Source organism: Ensifer sp. CCNWLY38 (assembly GCF_037120565.1).
Taxonomy (GTDB): Bacteria; Pseudomonadota; Alphaproteobacteria; order Rhizobiales; family Rhizobiaceae; genus Ensifer; species Ensifer adhaerens_H.
In genome coordinates this window covers 190,978-217,048 of the sequence record NZ_JBBBBO010000004.1, presented here as the reverse complement: position 1 = coordinate 217,048, position 26,071 = coordinate 190,978, and the positions used below count along the sequence as shown (strand labels likewise).

Here is a 26,071-nt window from a genome sequence, read left to right as displayed (position 1 = left end):
CGACTATCAAGGGAGAACAGACATGGACACCCAACTGCTGATCGGATCGCGCTTCGAGGCCGGCACCGAGGCCGACGAACACATCCTGAACCCGCGGACGGGCGGCAAGATCGTCGACCTGCCGGAAGCCTCGCATACCCAGGTCGAGGCGGCTGTGGACGCTGCCGAGCAGGCCTTCACCAGCTGGTCGCAGACCACACCCGCCGAGCGCTCCAACTATCTGCTCAAGATCGCCGATGCGATCGAGAAGGATGCGGACGGCTTTGCAGCCCTTGAGGCGCTGAACTGCGGCAAGCCGATCAACGCGGTGAAGAACGACGAACTGCCGGCGATCATCGACTGCTGGCGCTTCTTCGCCGGCGCCGTGCGTAACCTGCATGCGCCGACGGCTGGCGAATACCTGCCCGGCCACACCTCGATGATCCGCCGCGACCCGATCGGCATCGTCGGCTCGATCGCGCCCTGGAACTATCCGCTGATGATGATGGCCTGGAAGCTGGCGCCGGCGATCGCCGGCGGCAACACCGTCGTCTTCAAGCCCTCCGAGCAGACGCCGCTGACGGCGCTGAAGCTTGCCCGCGTGCTCGCCGACATTCTGCCGGAAGGCGTCGTTAACGTCATTTCCGGCCGCGGCGAAACCGTCGGCAATGCGCTGATCAACCACCCGAAGATCTCGATGGTCTCGATCACCGGCGACATCGCCACCGGCAAGAAGGTGCTGGCGGCGGCCGCCAAGACGGTCAAGCGCACGCATCTCGAACTCGGCGGCAAGGCCCCGGTCATCGTCTATGACGACGCCGACCTCGAAGCTGTCGTCAATGGCATCCGCACCTTCGGCTACTACAATGCCGGCCAGGACTGCACCGCCGCCTGCCGCATCTATGCCGAAGCCGGCATCTACGAGAAGCTGGTCGCTGACCTTACCTCGGCCGTCTCGACCATCCGCTACAACCACGCAGACGACACCGAAAACGAGATCGGCCCGCTGATTTCGCGCCGCCAGCGCGATCGCGTTGCAAGCTTCGTCGAGCGTGCCGCCGACCAGAAGCACATCGAGATCACCACCGGCGGCAGCGCCGGCAGCAGCGACGGCTTCTTCTTCCAGCCGACCGTGGTCGCCGGCGCTACCCAGGAGGACGAGATCGTGCGCCGCGAAGTCTTCGGCCCGGTCGTTTCCGTCACCCGCTTCACCGGCAAGGACGATGCGATCGCCTGGGCCAACGACAGCGACTACGGCCTCGCCTCCTCTGTCTGGACCAAGGACATCTCCCGGGCGATGAAGGCGGCTTCCCGCCTGCAATATGGCTGCACTTGGATCAACACCCATTTCATGTTGACCAACGAGATGCCGCATGGCGGCGTCAAGCAGTCGGGCTACGGCAAGGACATGTCGGTCTATGCGCTCGAGGACTACACCGCCGTTCGCCACATCATGATCAACCACGGCTGAGGCGCACTCGCGCGCCTGGGAGAAGTTTGCCATGTACCGTCGTCAACTGCTTGTCGCTGCAGGTGCTCTGGGGCTCAGCACGCTCGTGCTCTCGCCGGCGGCCTTCGCCGCCGACGCCGCGCCCGATGTGGTCGCGGCCTATGTCGCGGCCTGGAACGCCCATGACTCGGCCAAGGCCGCATCCTACTTCGCCGACGACGTGACCTATTACGACGCATCCGTCGGCAAGCCGGTCACCGGGAAAGATGCCGCCAAGACCGGCGTCATCGACAACTTCCTGAACGCCGTTCCCGATGCGGCCTGGACCATGAAGGGCGACCCGATCGCTGCCGGCGACAAGGTCTCCTTCGAATGGGAGTTCTCCGGCACCAACTCAGGCGCCTGGGCTGATGGCACGGCCGCGACCAACAAGAGCTTCAAGTTCACTGGCGCTTCGGTATTCACCATCACGGACGGCAAGATCGCCGCCCAGAACGACTATTACGATGCCCTGGGCTTCTACAAACAGCTCGGTCTGATGTAACGGGCGGCGCTTAGCCAGCGTTACGACGCTTCGATGGCAGCAAGCTCCCGCTTGCAGCCATCGCATCTTTTGCCTGCAAATCATGATTGCAAAACTCATAAATGACTTGCGCCGCAAAAAATCTTGAGTAACACGATCACCTTATGAGTTTCTGACCGCGCTCAGAAGGTGTCGCATGCTTGCAGGACGGCGTTCTTTTACGGCTGAGTTTCCGATCGGGCTTGCCCGGATGCGGATGACGTCATGACGGTTGCCGTTTCCGAACCGGTCGTCGCGACAGGCGGCCCCAAGGCACTGTCGGCCGCCTTTGCCGGCACCCATGCCTGGTGCAACGAGAAGATGGTGCTCTCGGACGAACTCTCCGACGGCGTTGCGCTGCCGGACTTCTTCGCCTCCGGCGCCTTCGACAGGGCGCTTGACATCTACACGGAAAAATCCGGAGCCAGCGATCGACGCGCCGTCGCTTCCATGTGGTCGCTCTATTATTTTTCGAGCCTCACTATCCCTTATCTGGTCGCGCGCGTGCTCGACCATCAGGTGCTCCCCGTCACCTTCAGCCAAATGAAAGTGGCGCTTGCCGAAGATGGCCTGCCCCGAACCTTCGGCGTCGCGACGTCGGGTGACTGGCAAGAAACCGATGACGACGATGTTTTCGCAACGCTTGGCCCCCTGATGCAAGGGCATCTGCGCGAGGTCGTCGGTTACCTCAAGTCCGTCGGCGGCATCGCCCCGAAACTCGCCTGGAACAATGCGCTCGTCTACATCGACTATGCGCTGCGGGCCTCCGGCATCGAGCCGCTGAACGCCCAGGCCGATGCCCTCATCGGCAGCAAATCCCTGCCGGACGGCACGCCCAATCCCTTCTTCGATTGCCTGCGTCACGAGGAAGAAGACGGCGCCCGCGTCTGCCGCCGCAAGATCTGCTGCCTACGCTACCTGCTGCCCGGCGTGCCGAGTTGCGGCAGCCTCTGCGCCCTTCCCAGCCAAAGGAACCAATAGGTTTGCTTCATCGCTGCATTTTCCAGACCGCCCGGCGGTTCCTGCTCGTCATCCTTGCTGCTCTGACGCTCGCGACAGCCGCCCAAGCCGAAGGCCAATGGCCGATGACCGTCACCGATGCAGTCGGCCGCGAGGTGACGATCCCGGCGAAACCCAAGGCGATCCTGCTCGGCAGCGGCTTCAATCTCGTCGCGCTGTCGCTGATCCATCCCGATCCCGTCAGCCTGCTGGCCGGCTGGTCGGGCGACATGAAGGGCGACAATCCGGAAATCTACGAGAGCTTTCGGCGGAAGTTTCCGGCAATCGCCGCCGTGCCGCAGATCGACGACGGAACCGGTCCGGGCCTTTCCTTCGAGACGCTGCTGACGCTGAAGGCCGACCTTGCGATCCTCGCCAATTGGCAGGCCGACACCGAACCCGGCAAGCGCGCGATCGACTATCTGTCCGGCATCGGCGTGCCTGTCATCGTCGTCGACTTCAACAATGATCCGCTGACGAGCACGCCGCGCATGATGCGCCTGCTCGGCAAGATCCTCGAACGGGACGAACAGGCAGACGCCTTCGCTCAGTTCTACGAGGACAAGCTGGCGCTGATCCGATCACGCGTCGCCGCCAAGCCCGAACCGCGGCCGCTGGTGCTGATGGACGCCTTCCCCCAGGCCGACCGCTGCTGCTGGGCCTATGGCACCGGTGGCCTCGGCGAGTTCCTGACGATGGCCGGTGGCCGCAACATCGCCGAAGGCGCGCTGCCGCGGCCGGGCGGCACGGTCAATGCCGAGGCGGTCATGGCCGCCAATCCCGACATCTACATCGCCACCTCCTCGCCCGGCGGCAAGTACGGCACGCTCTCGATCGGCCCCGGTATCAGCGAAGACGAAGCGCAGCAGACGCTCGCCCGCACGATCGAGGCGCCCGCCCTTTCGAGCCTCCGCGCCGTACAGGAAAAGCGCGTCCACGGGCTCTGGAACTTCTTCAACGCCATCCCGCTCAACATTGTCGCGGCAGAAGCCTTCGCCACCTGGATCCGGCCGGACCTCTTTGGCGATCTCGACCCGAAGAAGAGCCTTGCCGAGATCAACGCCCGCTTCGCCGCGGTTCCGTTCGAAGGCACCTATTGGGTGGATCTAAAGCCGGCGGACTAGCTTGCCGGCAAAAGGGTCCAATCCCTAGCCAACCGGAACCATCGGCTGCTGCCTATGGTCACGTGTTGTCAGCCGTCGGGCACCCTATATAAATGTCGTCACGGCCTTGCCCGGCGAGGGCAAGGACCGTCTAAAGCTTTGATCGGCTGCATGGTTTCCCTCTTGCATCGAATCCGATTCAAGGAATGATGCGCTGAGGAGGATCCGGATGCTTTGGTTGATTGCGTTACCGCTGGGTCTTGTCGTTGTGTATCTGGCAGCGCGCTTCAGCCGTTTTCGCCAATGGGCGGAACCGATCCTCTCGGTTGCCGTAGCGGTCGGCCTGCTCGTCGCCTTCGTCATCTGGTTCGGCGATCGCGACGGCCGCAAGCCCGCAGCACCTGAACCGGTCCAGACGACGCAGCCCGCGGGCCTGACCGCCGCCGACATTGCGCTTGATGGCCTGACCTTCGAGCAGAGCCAACCGGAACGAAGCTTCCGCCTGCGTGGCACGGTGACGAACAAGGGCCAGACGCTGCTCGAATATTTCCGCCTCTCCGTCACGCTGGAAAATTGCCCGGACGATGTCTGCCAGACGATCGGCGACGACGCGGCCCTCATTCTCGCCCGGGTGCCGGCCGGCCAGAGCCGGCCGTTCGAGACCTTCCTCACCTTTCCGAACCGCGAAGGCCAGAGCCTGACGGCGCCGAAATGGACGACCGACATCGTCGAGGTCCGCGGCACAAACCGGTGAACAGCCGGTGCAATGCCCGGAATGCGACACAATTCCGGCGGAAACCCGCTTCAAAGTTTATCAGGAATCGCTTGTGAACAGCGCGCGCTCGGCGATTCGACAGGAGAGTGGGACACTCTAGGCGGCGTCCGGACGGCGTAGGGCTTCGACGAAGGCAACCGTCGTCGTCACCTCGGCGAATTCGGCGCGCAAGGTCGCGACATGGGCCCGGTGGACATCCCGGGCCGCGATGACCGTTCCATCTCCATCCGGCTGGTCGAAGCAATCGCACGCATCCTCGACGAGGATCATGCGGTAGCCGAGATTGGCGCCAACGCGCACCGAGGTGGAGACACACATGTCGGTCGAGATGCCGAAGGTAACGACTGTATCGACGCCGAGACGCCGAAGCCTGAGGTCGAGATCGGTACCGATGAAGGCCGCGTTGACGCTCTTGGTGACGAGTGGTTCGCCGGCCTGCGGCTCGAAGCCGGGCCGGAAGGCGTTGCCGGGTGCACCGGCTCCAAGCGTCGAGCCCGGCATGACGCTGTCATGGCGAACATGGATCACCGGCCGGCCGGCCGCGCGCCAGGCGGCAAGCAGGGTGAGACCGTTCCGGTCGATATCGGCATTCCATCGGCGCGGCCAGGGGGCGCTGTCGAAAGCCTGCTGCATGTCGATCGGCAGCAGCACGGCATTGTCGGGCACGACTGGTATTTTCATCGCAAAGCTCCTTCGTTGCGAGAAGGAAGCTATCTGTCCTATCGTCCGGTTTCACTGGACAAGATGGCGCCAAACCGGACAAACGTCCGGACTTCGCGCAAAAGGAGATACAATTTGACGGAACTCGACGACAAGGATCGGCTGCTACTGGCAGCGCTTCGCCAGGATTCACGCCAGAGCCTGGTGGCGCTCGCCCGACATGCCGGCCTCTCGCGCAGCGGCGTGCACGAACGTCTGCGGCGCCTCGAAGCCAAGGGCGTCGTCGCCGGCTACACGATCCGTCTCGGCGTCGAGGACAAGAACCCGACGGTCAGGGCCTTGGTCGCCATCACGTTCCAGTCCGGCAAGAATTGCGACCACATCGTGCCGCACCTTTCCGCCCTGTCGCCGGTCGTCACATGCTGGTCGCTCGCCGGCTCCACCGATCTGATGGTGCTCGTCGAATGCACTACGAACGGCGACCTCGACACGATCCGTCGGCAGATCTCCCTGATCCCGGGTATCGCCACGGTGCAGACGCATGTGGCGCTCCGGACCCATTTCGATCGCAGAGATTAGGTAGGAACGCCTCGGCCAGTCTCGCTCAAATGAGGCGCCGTATCAGACCGGTCGGCTGATCTCGTCGAGATACCAGTTGATGTAGCGAAGCTCGTTGTGCTCCATCGGCGCGATCGGACCCGGCACGAAATAGTGCGAGCGCACGCCGCGCGACGTGTGCTCGATGATCGCCTTGTCTTCCTCGGTCGTCACTTTCCACAGCCACGTCAACTTTTCCAGATCGTAGTCGCGCCCCTCCTCGGCCTTGCCGTCGACGAGCCAGATCAGCTCCATCTCCGACGTGTCCGCCGTCTTCGGGATGAAACGGTAGATCATGCCGTGATCGGGATAGCAGACGAGGAAAGTGGTGCCGCCCAAGTGGATCGAGGTGACGCCGCCGTCGAAATCGGTGAAACGCCCCATCAGCCGGCTCAGCTGCTGGCCGTCCTTGCTGCCGGTCTTGGCACCGTCATAGAGCGGATAGCGGAAGGCGTGCACCGCCTCCTTCCCCGTGACAGATGTCTGCCAATGGTTGCCGGAGCCGACCTCGATGCCGAGTTCGCAGGTGCGCGCCTCCATGCGGGCGTTCAGCTCCTCGATCATGTGCAGCGGCTGCTCCAGCGCGTGTGTCTGCGAGTATTCCGGATGCGCCGGGCCGCAGTGATAGCACTCGACATAGTTCTCGACCGCGAGCTTCCAGTTGGCATCAACAGGATAGGTTTGGCGATGGGCGATCTTGGCCGAGCCCCAGCCATATTGGCCGCAGGTCGCGTGCAGCAGGTGCTCGACCTCGGAAAAATCGAGCGGTTCGTCGGCGAAGGATATGAAGATCAGCCCTTCGGCGACGCGCACATGCAGCTTCTTCAGCCCGTGATCCTCGCGCCTGAAATCCTTCGGCATCAGCCGCGCCGCCTTCAGCGCTCCGTCATTGCCGTAGGTCCAGGCGTGATAGGGGCAGACGAAGGCGCGGGCGTTGCCCTTGTCCTTGGTGCAGACCTCGGCGCCGCGATGGCGGCAGACATTCAGCATCGCATGGATCTCGCCGCTCGCCGTGCGGGTGACGATCACCTGCTCGGAGGCCATGCGGAACACCTCGAAGTCATTGACGTTCGGGATCGCGCTCTCATGAGCCACGCAGTGCCAGTGGCGGCGGAAAACCCGCTCGAGGTCGCGTTCATAGATTTCCGGATCGAGATAGAAGGCGCGGGCAAGCCCATGGCCGGGACGATGGGCAGCAACCAGCTGATCGATGCGGTCGCCGGTGACAGTCGTAGTCTTGAGCTCCGAAACGAGCATGGGGTTGAACTCCAACAATTGGACCGGAAGGACCGCGTTCCGGCGCGCGTGTACTCAATTTTCGTCGGCGCCAGATGGCGCCAATCCAGTCGTTGGAGCGAGGTCCGCCCCTCTCCTCGGGTTTAACCCGAGGACTGACCCTCTCCCCGCGCGCGGGGAGAGGGGAAAGCGGCCGTTTGCACGCGGCCCATAGTCAGGCGCCTGCATCACTGCACGTCTCCTTCTCTCCACCTCGCCTTTCTGAGGCACGGCGGTCACCACGCGTCTCCTTCTCCCCGCCTGCGGGGAGAAGGTGGCCGGCAGGCCGGATGAGGGGCGCTTCCCCTTACCGCGCGGGTGCGAGGCCGCGACAAACACCTGCGTCCCGTCCCCAGCGCATGCGCGATCGCCTGCGGGTTGGCGACACCTCAACCCGACGCTGTCCTGGCAACCTGTGAAAAACGAGCCGCGCCAGATCTGGCCGCCCGTTGCCCTCGCCCCGCAACCGGGGCGGAGAGCTAAACTCAGCAGAAGATCTGGAACTTCTCCCGGATGGCCCGATCGATATCCGGCGCGATCACCGAAGGGGCCGCTTCGGCCAGAATGCGGTTTTTCCTCTCGATCGCCCGCGCCACCAGATCGGGGCGGCCAATCTCGACCCACTCCTTCGGGCTCGTGCGATCGGCGACGGCCGGATAGATGTACTCCGTCTGCATCAGCCCCAGCGTCTGCGGGTGGCCGAGATAATGGCCGGGGCCATCGAGGCAGACCGAGCGCATGGTTTCGAGCGAGACCGAATCCTCCGTCACGTCGATGCCGCGGATGCAGCGCTGCACCTGGCCCAAGAGATCGTCGCCGAGCACCAGCGATTCCAGGCAGAAGCCGAGCAGCGAGGCATGCATGCCGACGGCTTCATAGACCATGTTGAGGCCCGAAAGCCCGGCCATGACATTGGAGATTGCCTGCTCCCAGCCGGCCTGCATGTCCGGCAGCTTGGCGTCGGCGATACCGGCCGCGGCCCCGCCCGGCAGGCGGTAGAACTGGTGCATCTGTGCGCAGCCGGCCGTCAGCAGCGCCTGCTCGCCGGAGCCGCCGGACATCGCCCCGGTCCTCAAATCCGAGACGAAAGGCCAGGTGCCGAACACCGCCGGGTGCCCCGGCGACATGGCGTTGACATAGACGACACCCGCCAGGCACTCGGCGACCGCCTGCACGATTGCGGTCGCAAGCGGCGCCGGCGCCGTCGCCCCCGCCTGCCCAGCCGAAAGCAGCAGGATCGGCATCCCGGCACGGATGCACTTCTCCATGGTGATGCAGCTTTCCTCGGCAAACTTCATCGGCGGAACGACGAAGCAGTTCGAGTTCGAAACGAAGGGCCGCGCCCGCCACTTGTCCTCGCCGCCGGCGATCATGTGGATGAGATCGAAGCAGCCGTCGACATGCGATGGATCCGAGAAGCTGGTGCCGACATGTTTCGTCGTACCGGCGCAGCAGGCATAGAGCGTGTTGACGTCCATCAGGAAGTTGTCGGCGACGTCCCGGCAGACCATGGCGCGCTGGAAGAAATGCACATTGTCGAGATAATGGACGAGCTGGGCAGCGTTCAAGAGATCCTTGGCGGTGGACTCGCGATACTCGCGTTTCTCGACGTCGACGATATGCACGGCAGCACCCGCCGTGCCGTAATATACGCGGGTACCGCTGAGCTCGAGGTCCTGCTTCGGATCGCGGGCATAGAGCGTGATGTCGCGGGCAGCGATCGAAAGCATGTCCTCGACCAGCGCCCGCGGGAAGCGAATGCGCCCGTCATCGCCGAGAATCGCGCCGGCACCGGTCATGATCTCGATGCCGGATTTCGGTGCGTTGGCAAGGCCGATCTGTTCCAGCGCATCGAGTGCCGCCTCATGGATGCGCTTCACATTGGCGTCGGTCAGCGGCTTGTACTGACCGCCGGAAAGGCCGGGACGCACCGGCCGGATGTTTTCGGCCAGGGGTGCCGCGCGCAGCGCCACCCGCGCCGCCCGTCCCCCGGACCGTCTCGGAGCCGAAACTGCGCAATCGTCAGCCATCATCATCTCCCAATGGGGCGAGTGTGTTTTCGCCCCTCATCCGCGCGGTGAGGGGCAATCCTCAATTCAAGCGCCGAACACGCTGCCCGACGCCTATCCCAACCACCTGCCCTACATCCGCACCCGCTCGGCCCGCGGGTCGTACATCGGTTTCAGCGACGCCTCGGCCTTCACCCGCGTCCCGGCGATCTCGATCTCGAAGCGCGAGCCGAGCACGTCGTCGGCGCTCTCGCCTTCCGACGGCACGTAGCCGAGCCCGATGGCGCCGCCGAGGTGGTGGCCGTAATTGCCAGAGGTGATCGTGCCGACGATCTTGCCGTCGCGCACGATCGCTTCGTTGTGGAAGAGCAGCGGCTCGGGATCGGCGAGGCGGAACTGCACCAGCCGGCGTGAAAGCCCGCGATTGTGCTTGGCGAGCACCGCCTCGCGGCCGATGAACTCGCCCTTGTCGGCTTTGACCGCAAAGCCGAGACCGGCTTCGAGCACATGGTCCTCGTCGGTGATATCGTGGCCGAAATGCCGGAAGGCCTTTTCGATGCGGCAGCTGTCGAGCGTATGGATGCCGCAGAGCTTCAGGCCCAGCCCCTCGCCTGCCGCCTCCAGCGCCTCGAAAACATGCGCCGCCTGGTCGGTCGAGACATAGAGTTCCCAGCCGAGTTCGCCGACATAGGTGACGCGGTGGGCGCGGGCGAGGCCCATGCCGATTTCGATCTCGCGCGCCGTGCCGAAGGGATGGGCCTCGTTAGAAAAGTCGTTGGGGCTCACCTTCTGCATCAACTCGCGCGCCTTTGGCCCCATGACGCAGAGCACGCTTTCGCCGGCGCCGACATCGGTGATGACGACAAACTCGTCGGCGAGATGTTTGCGCAGCCAGGCAAGGTCGCGCTGCAGCGTGGCGCCGGGCACCACCAGCAGGAACGCGGTTTCCGAGAGACGCGTCACCGTCAGGTCGCTCTCGATGCCGCCGCGGGCGTTGAGCATCTGGGTATAGACGATGCGGCCGGGCTCGACATTCATCTCGTTGGCGCAGAGCCGCTGCAGGAAGGAAAGCGCATCTCGCCCCTCCACCCGGATCTTGCCGAACGAGGTCATGTCGAACAGGCCGACGCCGTTGCGCACGGCGAGATGCTCGGCCTTCTGGTTCTCGAACCAGTTCTGCCGCTTCCAGGAATAGCGGTACTCGCGCTCCTGGCCATCCCTCGCGAACCAGTTGGCGCGCTCCCAGCCGGCGACTTCGCCGAAGACGGCGCCGCGCGCTTTCAGGTGTTCGTGCAGCGGCGAACGGCGCACGCCGCGCGCCGTCGCCATCTGGCGATAGGGGAAGTGATCGGCATAGAGCAGGCCGAGCGTCTCCGAGACGCGATCTTTGAGATAGGCGCGGTTCTTCTGGAACGGCTGCGCCCGGCGGATATCCACCTCCCAGAGATCGAAGGGCGGCTCGCCATCTTTCATCCATTGGGCGAGCGCCATGCCGGCGCCGCCGGAGGAAACGATGCCGATCGAATTGTAGCCGGCTGCCACCCAGTAGCCCTTCACCTCAGGCGCTTCGCCGAGATAGTAGCGGTCGTCAGGCGTGAAGCTCTCCGGACCGTTGAAGAAGGTATGGATGCCCGCCGTCTCCAGCATCGGCATGCGATTGACCGCCATCTCGAGGATCGGCGCGAAGTGGTCGAAATCGTCAGGCAACTGGTCGAAGCAGAAATCCTCGCGGATGCCGTCCATGCCCCAGGGCTTGGCCTTGAGCTCGAAGGCGCCGATCAGCATCTTGCCGGCATCCTCCTTGTAGTAGGTGCATTCGTCCGGCACGCGCAGCACCGGCAGGCGCTTGAGCTCCGGGATCGCCTCGGTGACGATGTAGAAATGCTCGCAGGCGTGCAGCGGCACGGTGACGCCGGATTGCCGCGCGAACTCCCGGCCCCACATGCCGGCACAGTTGACGACATTGTCGGTCTCGATCGTGAAGGTCTCGCCGTTCTGCTCGCAGGTGACGCCGGTGACCCGGCCGTCCTTCTTCAGCACGGTCGTCACCTTGACGCCCTCGATGATCGTGGCGCCGTTCTGACGGGCGCCCTTGGCAAGCGCCATGGCGATGTTGGCCGGATCGCACTGGCCGTCGAGCGGCAGATGCACCGCCGCCTTCACATCCGAGGTGTTGAGGTGCGGATACATCGCCTTCACCTCGTCGGGCGTGATCTCGCGCACGTCGACGTTGAAGGCCCGTGCCAACGAGGCCTGGCGGTAGATCTCCTCCTTGCGCTCCTCGGTCAGCGCCACCGTGATCGAGCCGTTCTGGCGCATGCCGGTGGAAATGCCGGTCTCGGCCTCGAGCTTGACGTAGAGGTCGGCCGAATATTTCGCGAGCCGCGTCATGTTCTGCGAGGCGCGCAGCTGGCCGATCAGGCCGGCTGCATGCCAAGTGGTGCCGGATGTCAACTGCTTGCGCTCCAACAGAACCACGTCGGTCCAGCCGAGCTTGGCCAGATGATAGGCGACCGAACAGCCGGAAACGCCGCCGCCGATAATGACCGCGCGGGCTTTCGAGGGAATAGGCTTTGTCATGCGCGCAGTCTTTCATTGGAGGGATCCCAGAGCGGCTGGTCCGCCTCGACCGTCGCCTTGAAGCGGTCGCCGAAGATCTCGACCTCGATTTCCTTGCCGGGCACGGCGAGATCAGCGCGCAACATGCCGAGCGCGATCGACTTGCCGACGCGGTAGCCCCAGTTGCCCGAGGTTGTCTCGCCGACCACCTGGCCGTCCGACCAGAGCGTCGACATGTAGGGCGCGTCGCAACCGTCGGCGGCGACCGTCAGCGTGACGAAGCGTTTGCTGACACCCTGCTGTTTCTCGCGCTCCAGCGCCGCCTTGCCCTTGAAGCCGGGTTTGCCCCAGTCGACGAAGCGTTCGAGCCCGCCCTGCAGAATGGTGTAGTCGGTCGAAAGATCGCCCTTCCAGGCGCGGTAGCCCTTCTCGATGCGCAGGCTGTCGAGCGCCTCCATGCCGAAAGGTTTCAACCCGTGCTTCTGGCCGGCGGCCCAGACGGCGTCGAAGATCGTGGCCGTATCCTCCACCTTGGTGTGGATCTCCCAGCCGAGTTCGCCGGCAAAGGAGACGCGCACCAGCTGGCAGTAGCGCCCGGCGATCTCAGCCGTCTGGTGTGTGAGCCAGCCCTTGGCGAGATCGGCGTCGCAGACCTCGGCGAGGATGTCGCGCGACTTCGGCCCGGTGAGGATCTGGCAGGAAAACGACTTCGTAACGTCGTCGATGGTGAAGGCGGCATTGGCCGGCCGGTGCTTCGTCAGCCACTCGAAATCGTGCCATTGCGCCGTCGCGGCGGTGATCAGGAAGAAGAAGTCCTCGTCGATCATCATGACCGACATCTCGGTGACGATGCGGCCCTTGTCGTCGGCGAAATAGGCAAGACCGATGCGGCCCGGCTTCGGCACGCGGCCGGTGATCAGGCCGGACAGCCATTCGGTCGCGCCCTTGCCCTTCACCCGGAAGCGCGAGAAGCCCGGCAGGTCGAGGATGCCGGCAGCGTCACGTACGGCCAGGCACTCCTCCTCAATGCGCTTCGCCCACGGCCCTTCGCGGCCCCAGGTCTGCGTTGCCTCTTCGGAAGTGTCGTCACCGGGCTTGGCGTACCACATGGCGCGCTCCCAGCCGTTATAGGGCTTGAACTGCGCGCCGAGGGCGGCGATGCGGTCGTGGATCGGTGACAGCTTCCTGTCGCGGCCTGCCGGCCAATAATGCTTCGGAAAATGCATCGCGTATTCGTGGCCGTAGATCTCCATGCCCTTGGCGATGCAATAGTCCTGGTCGGTATAGTCGGTGTAGCGGCGCGGATCGCAGGACCACATGTCCCACTCGGTCTGCCCCTCGGTGATCCATTCGGCGAGCACCTTGCCGGCACCGCCCGCCTGGCAGATGCCGAAGGTGAAGACGCAGGCCTCGAATGCATTGGGCACGCCGGGCATCGGGCCGATCAGCGGATTGCCGTCGGGTGCATAGGGGATCGGGCCGTTGATGATCCGCGAAAGCCCGGCCGTTCCGAGGATCGGCACCCGTTCGACGGCGTCGTTCAGATACCACTCCAGCCGATCGAGATCGTCGGGGAAGAGCTGGAAGGAGAAATCCTCCGGCATCGGATCCTCAGGCGTCGTCCAATGGGCGCGGCAGTTGCGCTCATAGGGGCCGAGGTTCATGCCGTTCTTCTCCTGGCGGAGATAGTAGGAGCTGTCGACGTCACGGAGCAGCGGCAGCTTGTGCCCCGCCTCCTTCGACCAGGCGGCGAGCTCCGGGATCTCGTCGAACAGGATGTACTGATGGCTCATCACCATCATCGGCACGTCGCGGCCGAACATCTTGCCGACCTCGCGGGCATAGTAGCCGGCGGAGTTGACGACATATTCGCAGCGGATCTCGCCCTGCGGCGTGGAGATCACCCACTCGTCGTTTTCGCGGCGCGCCGCCGTGACGGGACAGAAGCGGATGATCTTCGCGCCCATGTCGCGCGCGCCCTTGGCCAGCGCCTGCGTCAGCTGCGCCGGGTCAATGTCGCCATCATAGGGGTCGTAGAGCGCGCCGGTCAGCTCGTGCGTTTCGAGGAACGGGTAGCGGGCGCGCATCTCGTCGGGCGACAGGATATCGAGATCCATGCCCTGGTAGCGGCCCATGCCGACGACGCGCTTGAACTCCTGCAGACGCTCCTTGGAGTGGCCGAGCCGGATCGAGCCGGTGACGTGATAGTTCATCGGGTAATCGACCAACTGCCCGAGGTCGCGATAGAGCGACGCCGAATAGCGCTGCATGTTCATGATTGACCAGGAGGACGAGAAGGTCGGCACGTTGCCGGCCGCATGCCAGGTCGAGCCCGCCGTCAGCTCGTTCTTTTCCAGAAGCACGCAATCGGTCCAGCCGGCCTTGGCAAGATGGTAGAGCGAGGAGGCGCCGATCGCTCCCCCACCGATGATCACGACCCGTGCGTGCGACGGCAAATTCGACATCAATAGTTCCCTCGTTTTGGCGAATTCTTGCCGGGGAAGCCGCGCGCCATCAAGCAACGGAAACAGGCTTTATTGATCGATGAATTCGATTAGATTGACCTGAGAGAAACAGGAGTGCACGGCATGCAGGTGGAACTGATCGAGACCTTCCTCGACCTGATGGAAAGCCGCTCCTTCAACCGCACCGCCGAGCGGCTGAACATCACCCAGTCGACCGTCTCGCATCGGGTGAAGGCGCTGGAGGCGCAGTTCAACCGCAAGCTCTTCACCCGCAACAAGGGCGGCACCGTGCCGACGGCCGCCGGCCTGCGTTTTCTCGACTACGCAAAAGCCCTGCAAAACCAGTGGCATGAGGCGACACGCGCGGTTACCAGCGCCGGTGCACTGGAACGCTCGATGCGGCTTGGCATCCAGCATGATCTGGCCGAGGCCTTCGCCGGCGAATGGATGGCCGCGATCAGGCAGGATCTGCCCGCAACCGAGGTCTATATGGAGGCCGATTACTCCAACCAGATGAACCGCGATCTCGGCGCCGGCGACCTTGATCTGGCGATCCTCTACACGCCCCACTACCTGCCCGACCTCTACTATGAACGGATCGGCGATCTGCATTACGTGCTGGTCAGCACCGAAGCGCGCGAACTGGCCGAAGTGCGCTCCGAGAGCTACATCCGCTCAAGCTATTCGCCGACCTTCGATCGCGCCCACCGGCTGGCCCTGCCGCACCTTTCCGCGGCACTCGTCTCCGCCGGCCAGAACATGGCGATCACCCGGCTGCTCGCAGCGCTCGGCGGGGCAGCCTATGTGACGGCGGCAACGGCCGAGCGGCTCGCCGCGGACGGATTCGCCGATCGGGTGCAGGATGCGCCGGTCATCGCCCAGACCGTCTATGCCGCCACCAGCCTTCGAACACGCCACGCGCACCAGCACCGCAAGATCATCGGCGCCATGGGTGCGCTGCTGTCGACTTTGCCGGTGCCGGCGACGGTCAGTAACGGCCCTTGAGCATCGCCTTCAACCGCTCGACATCGGCCTCGGTCACACCGGGCGGTGCCACCACCTGCATCCAGGCGTCGATGTAGTGTTCCGGCGCATAGACGTGGCCGTAGCCGATCGGCGAGGTCGTCGCGAGCGCCATGTCGGCGAGCAGCTGGAACATGGTGACGACGGGGAACCAGCGGAGCGCCGGCGAGACGTCGGCGCCGCGCGGCGCCTTCATCCAGTCCGGCTCGCGGTAGAAGGAATAGGGATCGAAGAAGGTGATCGGGTCGCTCGCATATTGCAGGTAGACGATGCGCACATTGCCCCAGCGAGCACCCGGAATATCAAGCGCGTTTTCCTGGTTGGTGAAACGGATCACCGAACCGTCGCGATAGAGCGGCCGCCATTCGGGTGAGCCCGGATTGCGATTTCCCGTGATCTGCAGCCAGGTCTTGGTCGGGAACGGCGAGCCGACCCAGAGCGCTCCCTGGAACGGATCGCTGATGATGTCGAAGGGATCGACCGAACCTTGCGAGTTCATCGAGCCGAGGCTGAGGCCGTAGAGGTAGAGCCTCGGCCGCTTGTCCTTCGGCAAGGTAGTCCAGTAGCCATAGACCGCATCGAACAGTGCGTCCGCAGTCTCGGCACCGTATTCCGGCTCGACCAGCAGCGACAGCCAGCTCGTGAGGTAGGAATACTGCACGGCGACGCTGGCGACATCGCCCTTCAGCAGATATTCGAGCGAATCGAGACCGGGCGGGTCGATCCAGCCGGTTCCTGTCGGCACCACTATCAGCAGATTGGCGCGTTCGAAACCGCCGACACGCTTCAGTTCCTCCAGCGCCAGTTTCGCACGCTCCTTCGCCGTCTCGGCCGAATTGAGCCCAGCATAGACGCGCAACGGTTCCTGCGCCTCGCCGCCAAAAAACGTGCCGATGTCCTTTGCCGCCGGTCCGGAGGCAATGAACTGGCGGCCCTGCCGGCCAAGCTCGTCCCAGGTCATCAACGACGCGCTGCTGCCGGTCTTCAGGGGATCGCTCGGCGGCGCGACGTCGGGGTCGATCAGGGCGTCGAGCCGCTGGAACGAACTGTCCGCCGCATGCAGCGCGAAGCGGAAGATGACGCCATCGGTGGCTGACCAGAACAGCGCCAGCGCCGCGACCACGCCGGCGACCTTCGCCAACGGCCGGGTCAGCACATGCTCGAAACGACGGGTGAGAAACCGGAAGGTCAGCCGGAACAGGCGCGCCAAGAGTACGATGGCGACGAAGACAAGCGCCGCAATCAGCCCGAGCTTGAACGGCTCGGCGCTTTCGACCGGGTCGAGCCCCATGATCTGACGCACCGTGTTCTGCCAATAGGCCGTGCGCCAGAGAAAGGTGAGCGCAACGGCGATGCAGCCGAGCGCCGCTGCCACCTTCACGATCAGCCCGGTGCGTCCGCGGATTTCCGGCAGGTCGAGCAGCGACCAGACCCAGCGCAACAGCACGCCGATCGCGTAGCCGGCGCTAAGCGACAGGCCTGATATCACCGCCTGCACGACATAGGGACGCGGGATGAGGCTCGGCGTCAGCGACATCGCGAAGAAGAAGGCGCCGACGATCAGCCCGGTGGTCGAAAACGATGCGAGCAGCGTCGAGAGAAACCGTGGCACCGGCAACCTCGACAGCGGCGTCTGTTGAAGATGTTCCATGGCGTCGGGCCCCACTCATGCTGACACTGTCACCGGAAGACCATAGGCCGTTCCGCCGGCGGCAATGTCGCTTCCCCGACGTGTCCAGTCAATTGCCGCAACCGGAAGACGCACGGACGCAAGCTGGACTCTGACGGTCGCACCCCTCACGCGCGGGTCACCTCGATCGGTGTTTTCATGATGATTTCGCGGTGCGGGAATGGGATCGAAATACCGGCCGCCTTGAAGGCGTCCCACAGCGCCATCATCACCTGGCCGCGAATGTTCGTCAGCCCGTTGCCCGGATCGGAAATCCAGAACCTCAGCTTGAAATCGAGTGATGACGATCCGAACCCTGTCATCCAGCAGACCGGCTGTGCGTAGTTGCTCGCCACCCGCGGAAGCGATGCCGCGGTCTCGATGGCGATGCGTGCGACCTCGTGCGGATCGCTGTCGTAGGAGGTTCCGAAACTCACCTCGATGCGGACGAAATCGCTGGAGAACGACCAGTTCACCACCTGCTGCGAAATGAAGTCCTCGTTGGGAATGAGGTACTCCTTGCCGTCTCTGGTTATCACCGAGACGAAGCGCGAGCGCAGGTCGCGCACGGAACCGAAGGTATCGCCAAGCGTGATCGTGTCGCCTGGCTTTATCGATTTGTCGAGCAGGATGATGATGCCGGAGATGAAGTTGGAGACCACTTTCTGCAGGCCAAACCCGATGCCGACGCCGACCGCGCCCGAAAAAACCGTCAGCGCGGTCAAATCAATGCCGGTTGCCGACAGCGCGATTGCGCCGGCAAGGCTGATCAGTGCGATCTTGACCAATTTGCTGATCAGCACCTTGAAGGACGGCGTGAGTTCTGCCGACCGCTGGATCCAGTGCGCCGAGACGTTGCCCAACAGCACGGCAAGCCAGATCAGCGCGGACGAAAGCACGACGGCCTTCAGGACGAGCAACAGCGACAAACGAACGGCGCCGAGGTTGACGGCAACGCCGTCGAGTGTCGTCAGGATGACGCGGTCAAGCCCGACCGCATAGAGCGCAAAATAGATCCAGCCCACGACGGCGGTGACGCGCGCCAGCGTCTGGTTGCGGATGATGCGGGTGAGCACGGAAATCACGAACCACGCTGCCGTCAGGGTCAGCGCTGTCGCCACCAGCCAGCGATAAGAAGGCCAGCCGAAACGCAATATCATGCCATCGGCAATCCATAGCCAAACGATCAGGAAGAGCCAGCGCAGCCGTCGCATGAACGCGATGATGACGCGCAGCAGGTCCGGATTTCCCTTGATCGTCCGCGCGCGGGCTTCGACCCGTGGCTCGATCCGCTTTGCCAAAACGCCGCAGATCAGATAGCCGGCGACAATGATGGCGAGTTGATAGTACGTCCATTCGTTCAGGAGGACGGTCTGCAACCGGGAAGCGACGGCGTCGAGAGCTGGTGCGAGTTCCATCGTCTCTCTCCGAGAGCCGGGCGTCCGACCGAGCGTATGGGGACGCCCTAATCCCTTGAATCTAGGGCATCCCGGGCACTTTCAAAGCCGTCGCTCGAAGAGCTCGCATCGCAACCCCTTGGCCGAGATGCCCGGCACATCCGTCCCGCGGCAAACCGCTGAAGAAAATCAAACGTCTTCAGATGTTTACCGCGTGGCGGATTTTACACCCGCCGCTCCTTGATCGTGTTCATGACGAAGCTCGTCTCGATCGAGGCGACGCATTTGAGCCTGGCGATCTTTTCCTTGATGAAGCGCTCGTAGTGCTCGAGCCCGGCGCTCATCACCTTCAGCACATAGTCGCGCGAGCCGGTCACGAGATGGCATTCGAGCACCTCGTCCCAGCCGCGCACCGCCTCCTCGAACATCACGATCTCGTCCTCGTGCTGGCGACTGAGCCTGACGGTCGCGATCGCCGTCATCGTCCAGCCGTCGATCGACGGATCGACCAGTGCCGTGTAGCCGCGGATGACGCCGGTCTCCTCCAGCCGCCGCAGCCGGCGCAGACAGGGCGAAGCGGAGAGCCCCACCCGCTCGGCAAGCTCGTTGTTGGTGAGGCGCGCATCGGCCACCAGTTCCTTCAAAATCCTGCGATCCGTCTCGTCGGCAATTTTCTGCGCCATATCTTTTCATCTCAGCCAAATCTTTGCGCAACTCAAAGACATCGGACCGGAAATAGCAAGGATCGGTCCAAGCATCTGATATAATTTGCCAGTCAGTCGAGTCCGCTTCCCTTCAGGAGACAAGTCATGACCGCACCGCATCCCTCCAAGACCCATATCGGAAACCACAAGCTGCATCCCGAAACGCAGATGCTGAACTATGGCTACGATCCGGAACTGTCCGAGGGCGCCGTCAAGCCGCCGGTGTTCCTGACCTCGACCTTCGTCTTCCGCTCCGCCGAGGAAGGCCGCGATTTCTTCGATTTCGTTTCCGGTCGGAAGGAGCCGCCGGCGGGTGTCGGCGCCGGTCTCGTCTATTCGCGCTTCAACCATCCGAACAGCGAGATCGTCGAGGATCGCCTCGCCGTCTACGAGCGCACCGAGAGCTGCGCGCTGTTCTCGTCGGGCATGTCGGCGATCGCCACCACCCTGCTTGCCTTCGTCAAGCCGGGCGACGCGGTGCTGCACAGCCAGCCGCTCTATGGCGGCACCGAGACGCTGCTTGCCAGAACCTTCCTCAATCTTGGCGTTGCGGCCGTCGGCTTTGCCGATGGTGTCAATGAAGCAGCCGTCAGCGCCGCCGCCGAAGAGGCGATGGCGAAGGGCCGCGTCTCTGTGATTCTCGTGGAAACGCCAGCAAACCCGACGAACAGCCTCGTCGATGTTGCCATGATCCGCCGCGTCGCCGATCAGATCGGCAAGAAGCAGGGTCATACCCCCGTGGTCGCCTGCGACAACACGCTGCTCGGCCCGGTCTTCCAGCGACCGATCGAACACGGCGCCGACATCTCGCTCTATTCACTGACCAAATATGTCGGCGGCCATTCCGACCTCATCGCTGGTGCGGCTCTCGGCTCGAAGGCTGTGATGAAGCAAGTCAAGGCGCTGCGCGGCGCGATCGGCACCCAACTCGATCCGCATTCCTGCTGGATGCTCGGCCGGTCGCTGGAAACGCTGTCGGTGCGCATGCAGAAGGCCGATGACAATGCCCGCGTCGTTGCCGAGTTCCTGCGCGAGCACCCGAAGGTCGAGCGCATCCACTACCTGCCCTTCCATGACGAGGATTCACCGGTTGGCCGCACCTTCAGGGCGCAATGCACCGGCGCCGGCTCGACCTTCTCCTTCGACATATCAGGCGGCCAGGAAGCGGCGTTCCGCTTCCTCAATGCGCTGCAGATCTTCAAGCTCGCCGTCAGCCTCGGCGGCACGGAATCGCTGGCAAGCCACCCGGCGGCCATGACCCATTCCGGCGTTCCGATCGAGGTGCGCCACCGCATCGGCGTGCTAGAATCGACCATCCGCCTGTCGATCGGTATCGAGCATCCGGACGATCTCGTCGCCGATCTTTCGAACGCCCTGTCGCTGGCTTGATGCTTGCCTGACATAGCGGTCGCTAGGCGATACGGCGACCGCGACGTCAGTGGGAAAGAATATTGACGATGTTGCCGAACGGGTCGCGCATGAAGAAGCGGCGCACACCCCAGGGTTCGTTGGTGATGTCGTAGACAATCTCCGCACCCGCTGCCTTGGCGCGCGCATAGGTCCGGTCGACGTCGTCCACTTCGATCGAAAGCACCGGCACGGGCGTATTGTTGCCGCCCTCGCTGGCGACGCTCAGTTGCGGCTTCGCCGCCGCACCCTTGGCCGCAAAGGTCCGAATCCAGCCATGGTCCATCACCACGTCGAGCTCCAGCAGGTCGCCGTAAAAGGCTTGTGCCATCTGAGGGTCCGGAGCGTGGAGGTTGGAGACGATACGCAAGACGGTCATTGGTTCTTCCTTATCCGGCGAGCAACGAAGCGTTCTCCAGCGCTCACAGGTGTCGGTTTTCACGGCGGTGCGGCCATACTGCCTGCCAAACACGCCGGATTGAAGAGGGAATCGTCGGACAGCCTCAGGGTGTGGCAACCGCCGCCTGAGGTCGCAGGCCCGCACCGGCAAGCGCCACGCGCACCAGCGCCGCCGCCGCCTTGCCCGCCGTTTCCATATAGCTGGCATCCCGGTGCAGCAGCACCACAGCGAAGCTGCCGTCGAGCAGAAGCAGGATCTGCTTCGCCAGCATGGCCGACTCGGCGATGCCGGCTTCGGCAAAAGTCTCGGCCATCCACGCCTCGAACTTCTTCTTGTGGGCGGCACCGATCCGGATCGCCGGATGGCCCGGCATGTTGGCAAGCTCCGCCGAGGTGCGCAGGAAGCCGCAGCCCTTCCATTTCGGGTGACGTGCCGCCCGCGCCAGGTTGACGAAGATCGCCTCGACTTTATCGGCCAGTTCCCCTTCGGCCGTGTCGAACCACTTCCGGAAAAGCTTGAGATTGGGCTGGTCGCGGCCTTCGAGATAGGCGGCGATCAGTTCGTCCTTGCTTTCGAAATGGTAGTAGAGCGTGCGTTTGGTCACGCCCGCCGCTTCGGCCACGGCATCGACGCTGACGGCGCGGATGCCCTCCGCATAAAAGAGCTTTTCCGCCGCTTCGACGATCACATCCCGCGTCGATTTCTCTGCCTTCGCCATCTCTCAAGTATACCGACTAGTGAATATACATTTCATCTTCGCTCACCTAGCCTCTCCCCGTCAACCCTAGCCGGAGAGCGACTATGTCCAAGACCGTACTGATGCAGATTTCCGAGGGCATCGCCCTCCTCACTCTCAACCGCCCGGAGAAGCTCAACGCGCTGAACTATGAGCTGATCGACCGGCTCATGGTCCTTCTCGACACGATCGAAGTGAACGACACCGTCGGCGCCGTCATCATCACCGGCGCCGGCGACCGCGCCTTTTCCGCCGGCGGCGACATCCCCGAGTTCTCGGAAAGCGTGGCCGCGGGCGTAAACCCGGCGGTGCGCGATTTCGTCCGCCGCGGCCAGCTTCTGACGGCGCGGCTCGAAGCCTTTCCGAAGCCGGTCATCGCCGCGGTCAACGGGCTCGCCTACGGCGGCGGCTGCGAAATCACCGAGGCCGTGCATCTGGCGATCGCCAGCGACAGGTCGCGCTTTGCCAAGCCGGAGATCAAGCTCGGCATGCCGCCGACCTTCGGCGGCACCCAGCGCCTGCCGCGGCTTGCCGGCCGCAAGCGCGCACTCGAACTGCTGTTGACGGGGGAGGATTTTTCGCCGGAACGCGCGCTGGAGATGGGACTCGTCAATCACGTCGTCGCCCATGAGGAACTGATGCCCGCCGCCCGCGACCTGGCCAGCCGCATCATGGGCTATTCCCCGCTTGCCGTCCGCTCGATCATCACTGCGGTTACCCGCGGCCTCAACATGTCGATCGCAGAGGGGCTGCTGGTCGAAAGCGAACAGTTCGCCCAGATGGTCCCAACCGACGATCTCTCCGATGCGCTCGCCGCCTGGAAGGGACGGCACGTCCACGACGACCCGCCGCGCGACGGTTCCTTCTCGCGTTACTACTAAATTCAACCAAACGGTTGACAATCTTCGCAATCGAAGTGATATTCAACAACATGGTTGAATATGAGAACGAACATCTCGATGCCGTGTTCCACGCGCTTTCGGATCCGACGCGCCGCGCCATGCTCCAGAACCTTTCGCAAGGCGAGAGACTGGTCGGTGAGCTTGCGGCCCCCTTTTCGATCTCGCTGGCCGCGGCATCCAAGCACATCAAGGTGCTGGAAGGAGCAGGTCTCGTGCGCCGCGAAGTGAAAGGTCGCACGCATGTATGCCGCCTCGATGCAACGCCGATGCATGCAGGTATGGAGTGGATGCGCCACTACGAAGCCTTCTGGCGAACGCGCATTGACGCACTTGAGGCGCTGCTTCTCGCCGACGACGCAACTGTTCAAAACGATACGGAGGAAAAGCCATGACATCGCCTGCCACAGCCTTTGCCAGCGCCGATTACGGCCGCGTCATCGCCCCCGATGCGGTGCGCATCGAACGCTTGCTTCCCGGCCCGATCGAGCGGGTCTGGTCCTATCTGACAGAGGAAAACAAGCGCCGGCTCTGGATGGCATCGGGAACGATCGGCTCTTCCGAGGGTGCAGCGGTCGAACACGTCTTCCGCCATTCGGAACTGACGACAGAGGATGATCGACCGCCGAAAAAATACGCCGATCACGCCGGCGAGGTTCGCAAGCACGGGCATGTGCTCGCCTGGGAGCCACCGCGCCTGCTCGCCTATAGCTGGGACGAAGGCACGGATACGCCCTCCGAGGTCCGCTTCGAGCTCAGCCCGCGCGGCGACAGGGTGCTGCTCATCGTCACCCATACCCGCATCGCCAACCGCGGCATCATGACCAGCTTTTCCGCCGGCTGGCACGTGCATCTCGACCTGTTGCGCGACCTTTTGGAAGGAGAGCAGCCTTCAGCCTTCTGGAGCAAGTTTGCTGAGCTTGAAGAGCAGTACGACGCGCGCATCCCCAAGCGCTGACCGCCCGAGATGACGAGGCCTCAGAAGGGTGCACCGGCAGGGATTGACCGCCTTGCCGGCGCTTTTTGTCAAGTGCGGGCGAAACCGAGGATGAAGAGCGCCAGTGAACCGATCGAGGCGAAGGTGCGCACGTGGTTCCACCAGACCCAATCGGTGAGATAGCGCCCAAGCCACAGATCGGTCGCGGCCTGCCCGGGTGCAGCGGCCCCAAGCGCGTCGTTCATCGGCACGTTGAAGACGATCGTCACGATGAGCACGCCGACGACATAGACCAGGCCGCCCGCGGCCAGCAGCCATCGGCCCTCGCCGCCCGAAATGAACGCGACGACAATCAGCGCCAGGCCAAGCAGCGCCGTGCCCATGAAGGCGCTGAGGAAGATCGGGTTCTGGATGACGACATTGATCGCGTTCATCGCAGCGATCCCCTGCTCCGGCGGCAGCCGCGACAAGGCTTGCATGATGCAGACCGAGAAGATGAAGAACAGCCCGGCCATCAGGCCGGAACCGATCGCAGCGGCAAACGCCAGAGCGGGGATAAACGGGATCATGCGGCAAGACTCCATACACCGGTTGCTGCGGTCTCCCGGGCGTAAGTTTCAAAATCGCGCGGCCGGCGCCCAAGCACGCGCTCGACGTCGGATGTCACACTGGAATTGCGCCCGTCGAGCACGGAGGTGAAGAGATAGCGGATGAGTTCGACATAGTCATCAGGCACACCGTCCGCCTGCAATTGCGCCGCGAAGTCGGCAACCGGAATGGCCTGATAGGAGATCGGGCGATTGGCCGCCGCAGCGATCTCGGCCACCGCGTCGGCAAAGGTCATCAGCCGCGGCCCTGTCAGCGAATAGACCTTGCCGACATGACGATCGTCGAGAAGCGCTTCAACCGCCACGTCGGCAATGTCGTCGCAGCTGATGAAAGGCTCGGTGACTGTATCCACGGGCAGGAAGACCGAACCGCTTGAGACCCCCTCGGCCAGGAAGCCTTCGTTGAAGTTCTCAAAGAACCAGCTCCCCCGAATGATCGTCCAGTCGGCGCCGGAAGCCTGCAGTTCGCGTTCGGCCGCTTCCGCCTCGTCCTCGCCGCGCCCCGACAGAAGCACCAGCCGCTTGATGCCCGCGCCGACGGCAAGGTTTGAGAACTTGCGGATGATCTCGACGGCGCCCGGCACCGCCAGATCCGGTTGGTAACAGACATAGATACGATCGACGTTCTCAAGCGCCGGCGCCCAGGTCGCCTCATCCGTCCAGTCGAAGGACGGTGACGCCGAACGGGCGCCGATGCGCACCGCGACACCACGCTCTTGAAGGCGTTCGGCCACCCGCCGCCCCGTCTTGCCAGTACCGCCCAAAACCAGTGTGACTTTCTGAGACATCGTTTCCTCCTGAGGTTCACCAATAAACATGAGCATCTCTCACATTTGCAAATGTGATAAATCCTCGTATTTTAAGAGTCAAGTCAAAATGTGAGCAACACTCATGATTCCAGAAATAAGCCCATCCGCGGTCCCCGCCGAAGACGAGACCGCGCTGCGCCGGACACCCAGCCAGAAACGCAGCCGCGAGCGCGTCGAGCACATCCTCGCCTGCGCGACAGCGCTCATCCAGGAAAAGGGCAGCGACGCCATGCGCATGAGCGAAGTCGCTGAAAAAGCTGGAATTTCGATCGGCTCACTCTACCAGTACTTCCCCGACAAGGCGGCGATCGTGCGCACGCTGGCCGAGCGCTACAATGCCGTGTGCAACGAGTGCATCGCTGCCGAACTTGCCAAGGTCACATCGCTCGCGGAACTACGCGACGCTTTCTGTGTGCTCTTCGACATTTATTACGACATGTTCCTCGCCGAGCCTGTGATGCGCGACATCTGGTCGGCGATGCAGGCCGACAAGGCGCTGCGCGAGATCGATCTTCTGCAAAGCCGCGCCGGCGGCAAACTGCTTGCCGATGTCTGGGCCGGGCTTGTGCCCGAAACGCCGCGCGAAACCATCGACAGCGCCGCTTTCCTGATCATGCATCTCGGCGATTGCACCATGCGGCTTGCCGTTTCGGTCGATCGCGTCGAGGGCGACCGCATCGTCGAGGCCTACAAGCAGATGATCCTTCGCGATTTTGTCGCTGATGAAGCGGCGGGCGGCGCAGGCTCAATTGACAACGCCATGACACGCTCCTAATCATCTGGGATCGATTGGTTCCCGGGACGCGAACGTGTTTCGGGAGTAAACGGGAACGTGACGGATGGACCCATGCTGGGCATTCACATCACGGCCGACCCCGCGACTGTAGAGCGACGTCGATCTGCCATTCCGGAGTGATCCGGAAGAAGCCACTGGAGGAGACCACGAGAGGGTGGTCGATCTGGGAAGGCGAGGCAGATCAAGGGCATTCCGCCCAGCGCCGTGAGCCAGGAAACCTGCCACTCGATACGGGCATAGGGCCCACACCGGG

General features: G+C 63.5%; 24 protein-coding genes and 1 riboswitch. Of the genes, 12 read left to right on the top strand and 12 right to left on the bottom strand.

Translation table 11 applies throughout. The features are described from left to right. Positions 1 to 22: 22 nt before the first annotated feature. From V7S54_RS10660 to V7S54_RS10640, 5 genes are all read left to right on the top strand, one after another. A complete protein-coding gene (locus tag V7S54_RS10660) occupies positions 23 to 1,450 on the top strand; it encodes a gamma-aminobutyraldehyde dehydrogenase (protein WP_065375651.1) in 1,428 nt (475 codons plus the stop codon). Between the two features lie 31 nt (positions 1,451 to 1,481). Next, positions 1,482 to 1,973, top strand: coding sequence for an ester cyclase (locus V7S54_RS10655; protein WP_065375652.1), 492 nt, complete (start codon positions 1,482 to 1,484; stop codon positions 1,971 to 1,973). A gap of 243 nt (positions 1,974 to 2,216) precedes the next feature. After that, positions 2,217 to 2,972, top strand: coding sequence for a siderophore-iron reductase FhuF (gene fhuF, locus V7S54_RS10650; protein WP_065375653.1), 756 nt, complete (start codon positions 2,217 to 2,219; stop codon positions 2,970 to 2,972). 17 nt (positions 2,973 to 2,989) lie between these two features. Further along, positions 2,990 to 4,114 carry an ABC transporter substrate-binding protein gene (locus V7S54_RS10645; RefSeq protein ID WP_442892555.1) on the top strand — a complete coding sequence of 375 codons (1,125 nt, stop codon included), beginning with the start codon at positions 2,990 to 2,992 and terminating at the stop codon, positions 4,112 to 4,114. A 208-nt stretch (positions 4,115 to 4,322) separates the two neighbouring features. After that, entirely contained in the window at positions 4,323 to 4,847 is a 525-nt protein-coding gene (locus tag V7S54_RS10640; protein ID WP_065375654.1) for a hypothetical protein, read from the top strand. 117 nt (positions 4,848 to 4,964) lie between these two features. Here V7S54_RS10640 and V7S54_RS10635 read toward each other — a convergent pair whose 3' ends face one another. After that, complete coding sequence (locus V7S54_RS10635) at positions 4,965 to 5,549, bottom strand: cysteine hydrolase family protein (protein WP_058321558.1); 585 nt, start codon at positions 5,547 to 5,549, stop codon at positions 4,965 to 4,967. Between the two features lie 114 nt (positions 5,550 to 5,663). Between V7S54_RS10635 and V7S54_RS10630 the strand changes: the two genes are divergently transcribed. Next, positions 5,664 to 6,107 (top strand): Lrp/AsnC family transcriptional regulator, encoded by a 444-nt coding sequence (locus V7S54_RS10630; protein WP_234793130.1) that lies wholly within the window; start codon positions 5,664 to 5,666, stop codon positions 6,105 to 6,107. A gap of 42 nt (positions 6,108 to 6,149) precedes the next feature. Here the strand turns inward: V7S54_RS10630 and V7S54_RS10625 are convergent, their stop codons facing one another. The 4 genes from V7S54_RS10625 to V7S54_RS10610 all read right to left on the bottom strand — a co-directional run bounded on the left by V7S54_RS10625 (position 6,150) and on the right by V7S54_RS10610 (position 14,433). Continuing rightward, positions 6,150 to 7,382 (bottom strand): aromatic ring-hydroxylating oxygenase subunit alpha, encoded by a 1,233-nt coding sequence (locus tag V7S54_RS10625; protein ID WP_336408372.1) that lies wholly within the window; start codon positions 7,380 to 7,382, stop codon positions 6,150 to 6,152. A gap of 503 nt (positions 7,383 to 7,885) precedes the next feature. Beyond that, positions 7,886 to 9,430, bottom strand: coding sequence for a trimethylamine methyltransferase family protein (locus V7S54_RS10620; protein ID WP_336408373.1), 1,545 nt, complete (start codon positions 9,428 to 9,430; stop codon positions 7,886 to 7,888). A gap of 111 nt (positions 9,431 to 9,541) precedes the next feature. Continuing rightward, entirely contained in the window at positions 9,542 to 11,989 is a 2,448-nt protein-coding gene (locus V7S54_RS10615; protein ID WP_336408374.1) for a GcvT family protein, read from the bottom strand. Beyond that, the gene (locus V7S54_RS10610; protein WP_065375659.1) at positions 11,986 to 14,433 is read right to left on the bottom strand and encodes a GcvT family protein; all 2,448 of its coding nucleotides are present in this window, start codon (positions 14,431 to 14,433) and stop codon (positions 11,986 to 11,988) included. Before V7S54_RS10610 ends, V7S54_RS10615 begins: the two co-directional genes overlap by 4 nt. Positions 14,434 to 14,556: 123 nt before the next feature. Here V7S54_RS10610 and V7S54_RS10605 point away from each other — a divergent pair, with 123 nt between their 5' ends. Further along, positions 14,557 to 15,438 carry a LysR family transcriptional regulator gene (locus V7S54_RS10605; protein WP_065375660.1) on the top strand — a complete coding sequence of 294 codons (882 nt, stop codon included), beginning with the start codon at positions 14,557 to 14,559 and terminating at the stop codon, positions 15,436 to 15,438. On the opposite strand, the gene V7S54_RS10600 is transcribed toward V7S54_RS10605, so the two are convergent. The 3 genes from V7S54_RS10600 to V7S54_RS10590 form a co-directional block, all read right to left on the bottom strand. Beyond that, positions 15,422 to 17,107, bottom strand: a complete 1,686-nt coding sequence (locus V7S54_RS10600; RefSeq protein WP_065375661.1) for an alpha/beta hydrolase — start codon at positions 17,105 to 17,107, stop codon at positions 15,422 to 15,424. The genes V7S54_RS10605 and V7S54_RS10600 overlap by 17 nt on opposite strands. Before the next feature lie 146 nt (positions 17,108 to 17,253). Next, positions 17,254 to 18,543, bottom strand: coding sequence for a mechanosensitive ion channel family protein (locus V7S54_RS10595; protein WP_065375662.1), 1,290 nt, complete (start codon positions 18,541 to 18,543; stop codon positions 17,254 to 17,256). Between the two features lie 203 nt (positions 18,544 to 18,746). After that, on the bottom strand, positions 18,747 to 19,205 hold the full coding sequence (locus V7S54_RS10590; RefSeq protein WP_065375663.1) for an Lrp/AsnC family transcriptional regulator: 459 nt from the start codon (positions 19,203 to 19,205) through the stop codon (positions 18,747 to 18,749). A 126-nt stretch (positions 19,206 to 19,331) separates the two neighbouring features. Between V7S54_RS10590 and V7S54_RS10585 the strand changes: the two genes are divergently transcribed. Beyond that, the gene (locus V7S54_RS10585; protein ID WP_065375664.1) at positions 19,332 to 20,615 is read left to right on the top strand and encodes a cystathionine gamma-synthase family protein; all 1,284 of its coding nucleotides are present in this window, start codon (positions 19,332 to 19,334) and stop codon (positions 20,613 to 20,615) included. Positions 20,616 to 20,661: 46 nt separating this feature from the next. Here V7S54_RS10585 and V7S54_RS10580 read toward each other — a convergent pair whose 3' ends face one another. Together V7S54_RS10580 and V7S54_RS10575 are read right to left on the bottom strand one after the other, a co-directional pair. Next, positions 20,662 to 21,012: a VOC family protein gene (locus V7S54_RS10580; RefSeq protein ID WP_065375665.1), complete on the bottom strand. Its 351-nt coding sequence runs from the start codon at positions 21,010 to 21,012 to the stop codon at positions 20,662 to 20,664. Between the two features lie 124 nt (positions 21,013 to 21,136). Then, positions 21,137 to 21,751: a TetR/AcrR family transcriptional regulator gene (locus V7S54_RS10575; protein ID WP_065375666.1), complete on the bottom strand. Its 615-nt coding sequence runs from the start codon at positions 21,749 to 21,751 to the stop codon at positions 21,137 to 21,139. Between the two features lie 83 nt (positions 21,752 to 21,834). On the opposite strand from V7S54_RS10575, the gene V7S54_RS10570 reads away from it, so the two are divergent. The 3 genes from V7S54_RS10570 to V7S54_RS10560 are packed head-to-tail and all read left to right on the top strand — an operon-like array spanning position 21,835 to position 23,626. Next, positions 21,835 to 22,650: a crotonase/enoyl-CoA hydratase family protein gene (locus V7S54_RS10570; protein WP_065375667.1), complete on the top strand. Its 816-nt coding sequence runs from the start codon at positions 21,835 to 21,837 to the stop codon at positions 22,648 to 22,650. A 50-nt stretch (positions 22,651 to 22,700) separates the two neighbouring features. Beyond that, complete coding sequence (locus tag V7S54_RS10565; RefSeq protein ID WP_065375739.1) at positions 22,701 to 23,063, top strand: ArsR/SmtB family transcription factor; 363 nt, start codon at positions 22,701 to 22,703, stop codon at positions 23,061 to 23,063. Beyond that, positions 23,060 to 23,626: an SRPBCC family protein gene (locus tag V7S54_RS10560; protein WP_065375668.1), complete on the top strand. Its 567-nt coding sequence runs from the start codon at positions 23,060 to 23,062 to the stop codon at positions 23,624 to 23,626. The genes V7S54_RS10565 and V7S54_RS10560 overlap by 4 nt, the downstream gene beginning before the upstream one ends. A 68-nt stretch (positions 23,627 to 23,694) precedes the next feature. On the opposite strand, the gene V7S54_RS10555 is transcribed toward V7S54_RS10560, so the two are convergent. Both V7S54_RS10555 and V7S54_RS10550 read right to left on the bottom strand, forming a co-directional pair. After that, on the bottom strand, positions 23,695 to 24,174 hold the full coding sequence (locus V7S54_RS10555; protein ID WP_065375669.1) for an anthrone oxygenase family protein: 480 nt from the start codon (positions 24,172 to 24,174) through the stop codon (positions 23,695 to 23,697). Continuing rightward, positions 24,171 to 25,001: an NAD(P)H-binding protein gene (locus tag V7S54_RS10550; RefSeq protein WP_141679479.1), complete on the bottom strand. Its 831-nt coding sequence runs from the start codon at positions 24,999 to 25,001 to the stop codon at positions 24,171 to 24,173. Before V7S54_RS10550 ends, V7S54_RS10555 begins: the two co-directional genes overlap by 4 nt. A 103-nt stretch (positions 25,002 to 25,104) precedes the next feature. On the opposite strand from V7S54_RS10550, the gene V7S54_RS10545 reads away from it, so the two are divergent. Next, positions 25,105 to 25,797, top strand: a complete 693-nt coding sequence (locus V7S54_RS10545; protein WP_065375671.1) for a TetR/AcrR family transcriptional regulator — start codon at positions 25,105 to 25,107, stop codon at positions 25,795 to 25,797. Further along, positions 25,796 to 26,058: riboswitch (cobalamin riboswitch) on the top strand. (Overlaps the previous gene by 2 nt.) The last annotated feature ends 13 nt before the right edge of the window (positions 26,059 to 26,071 follow it).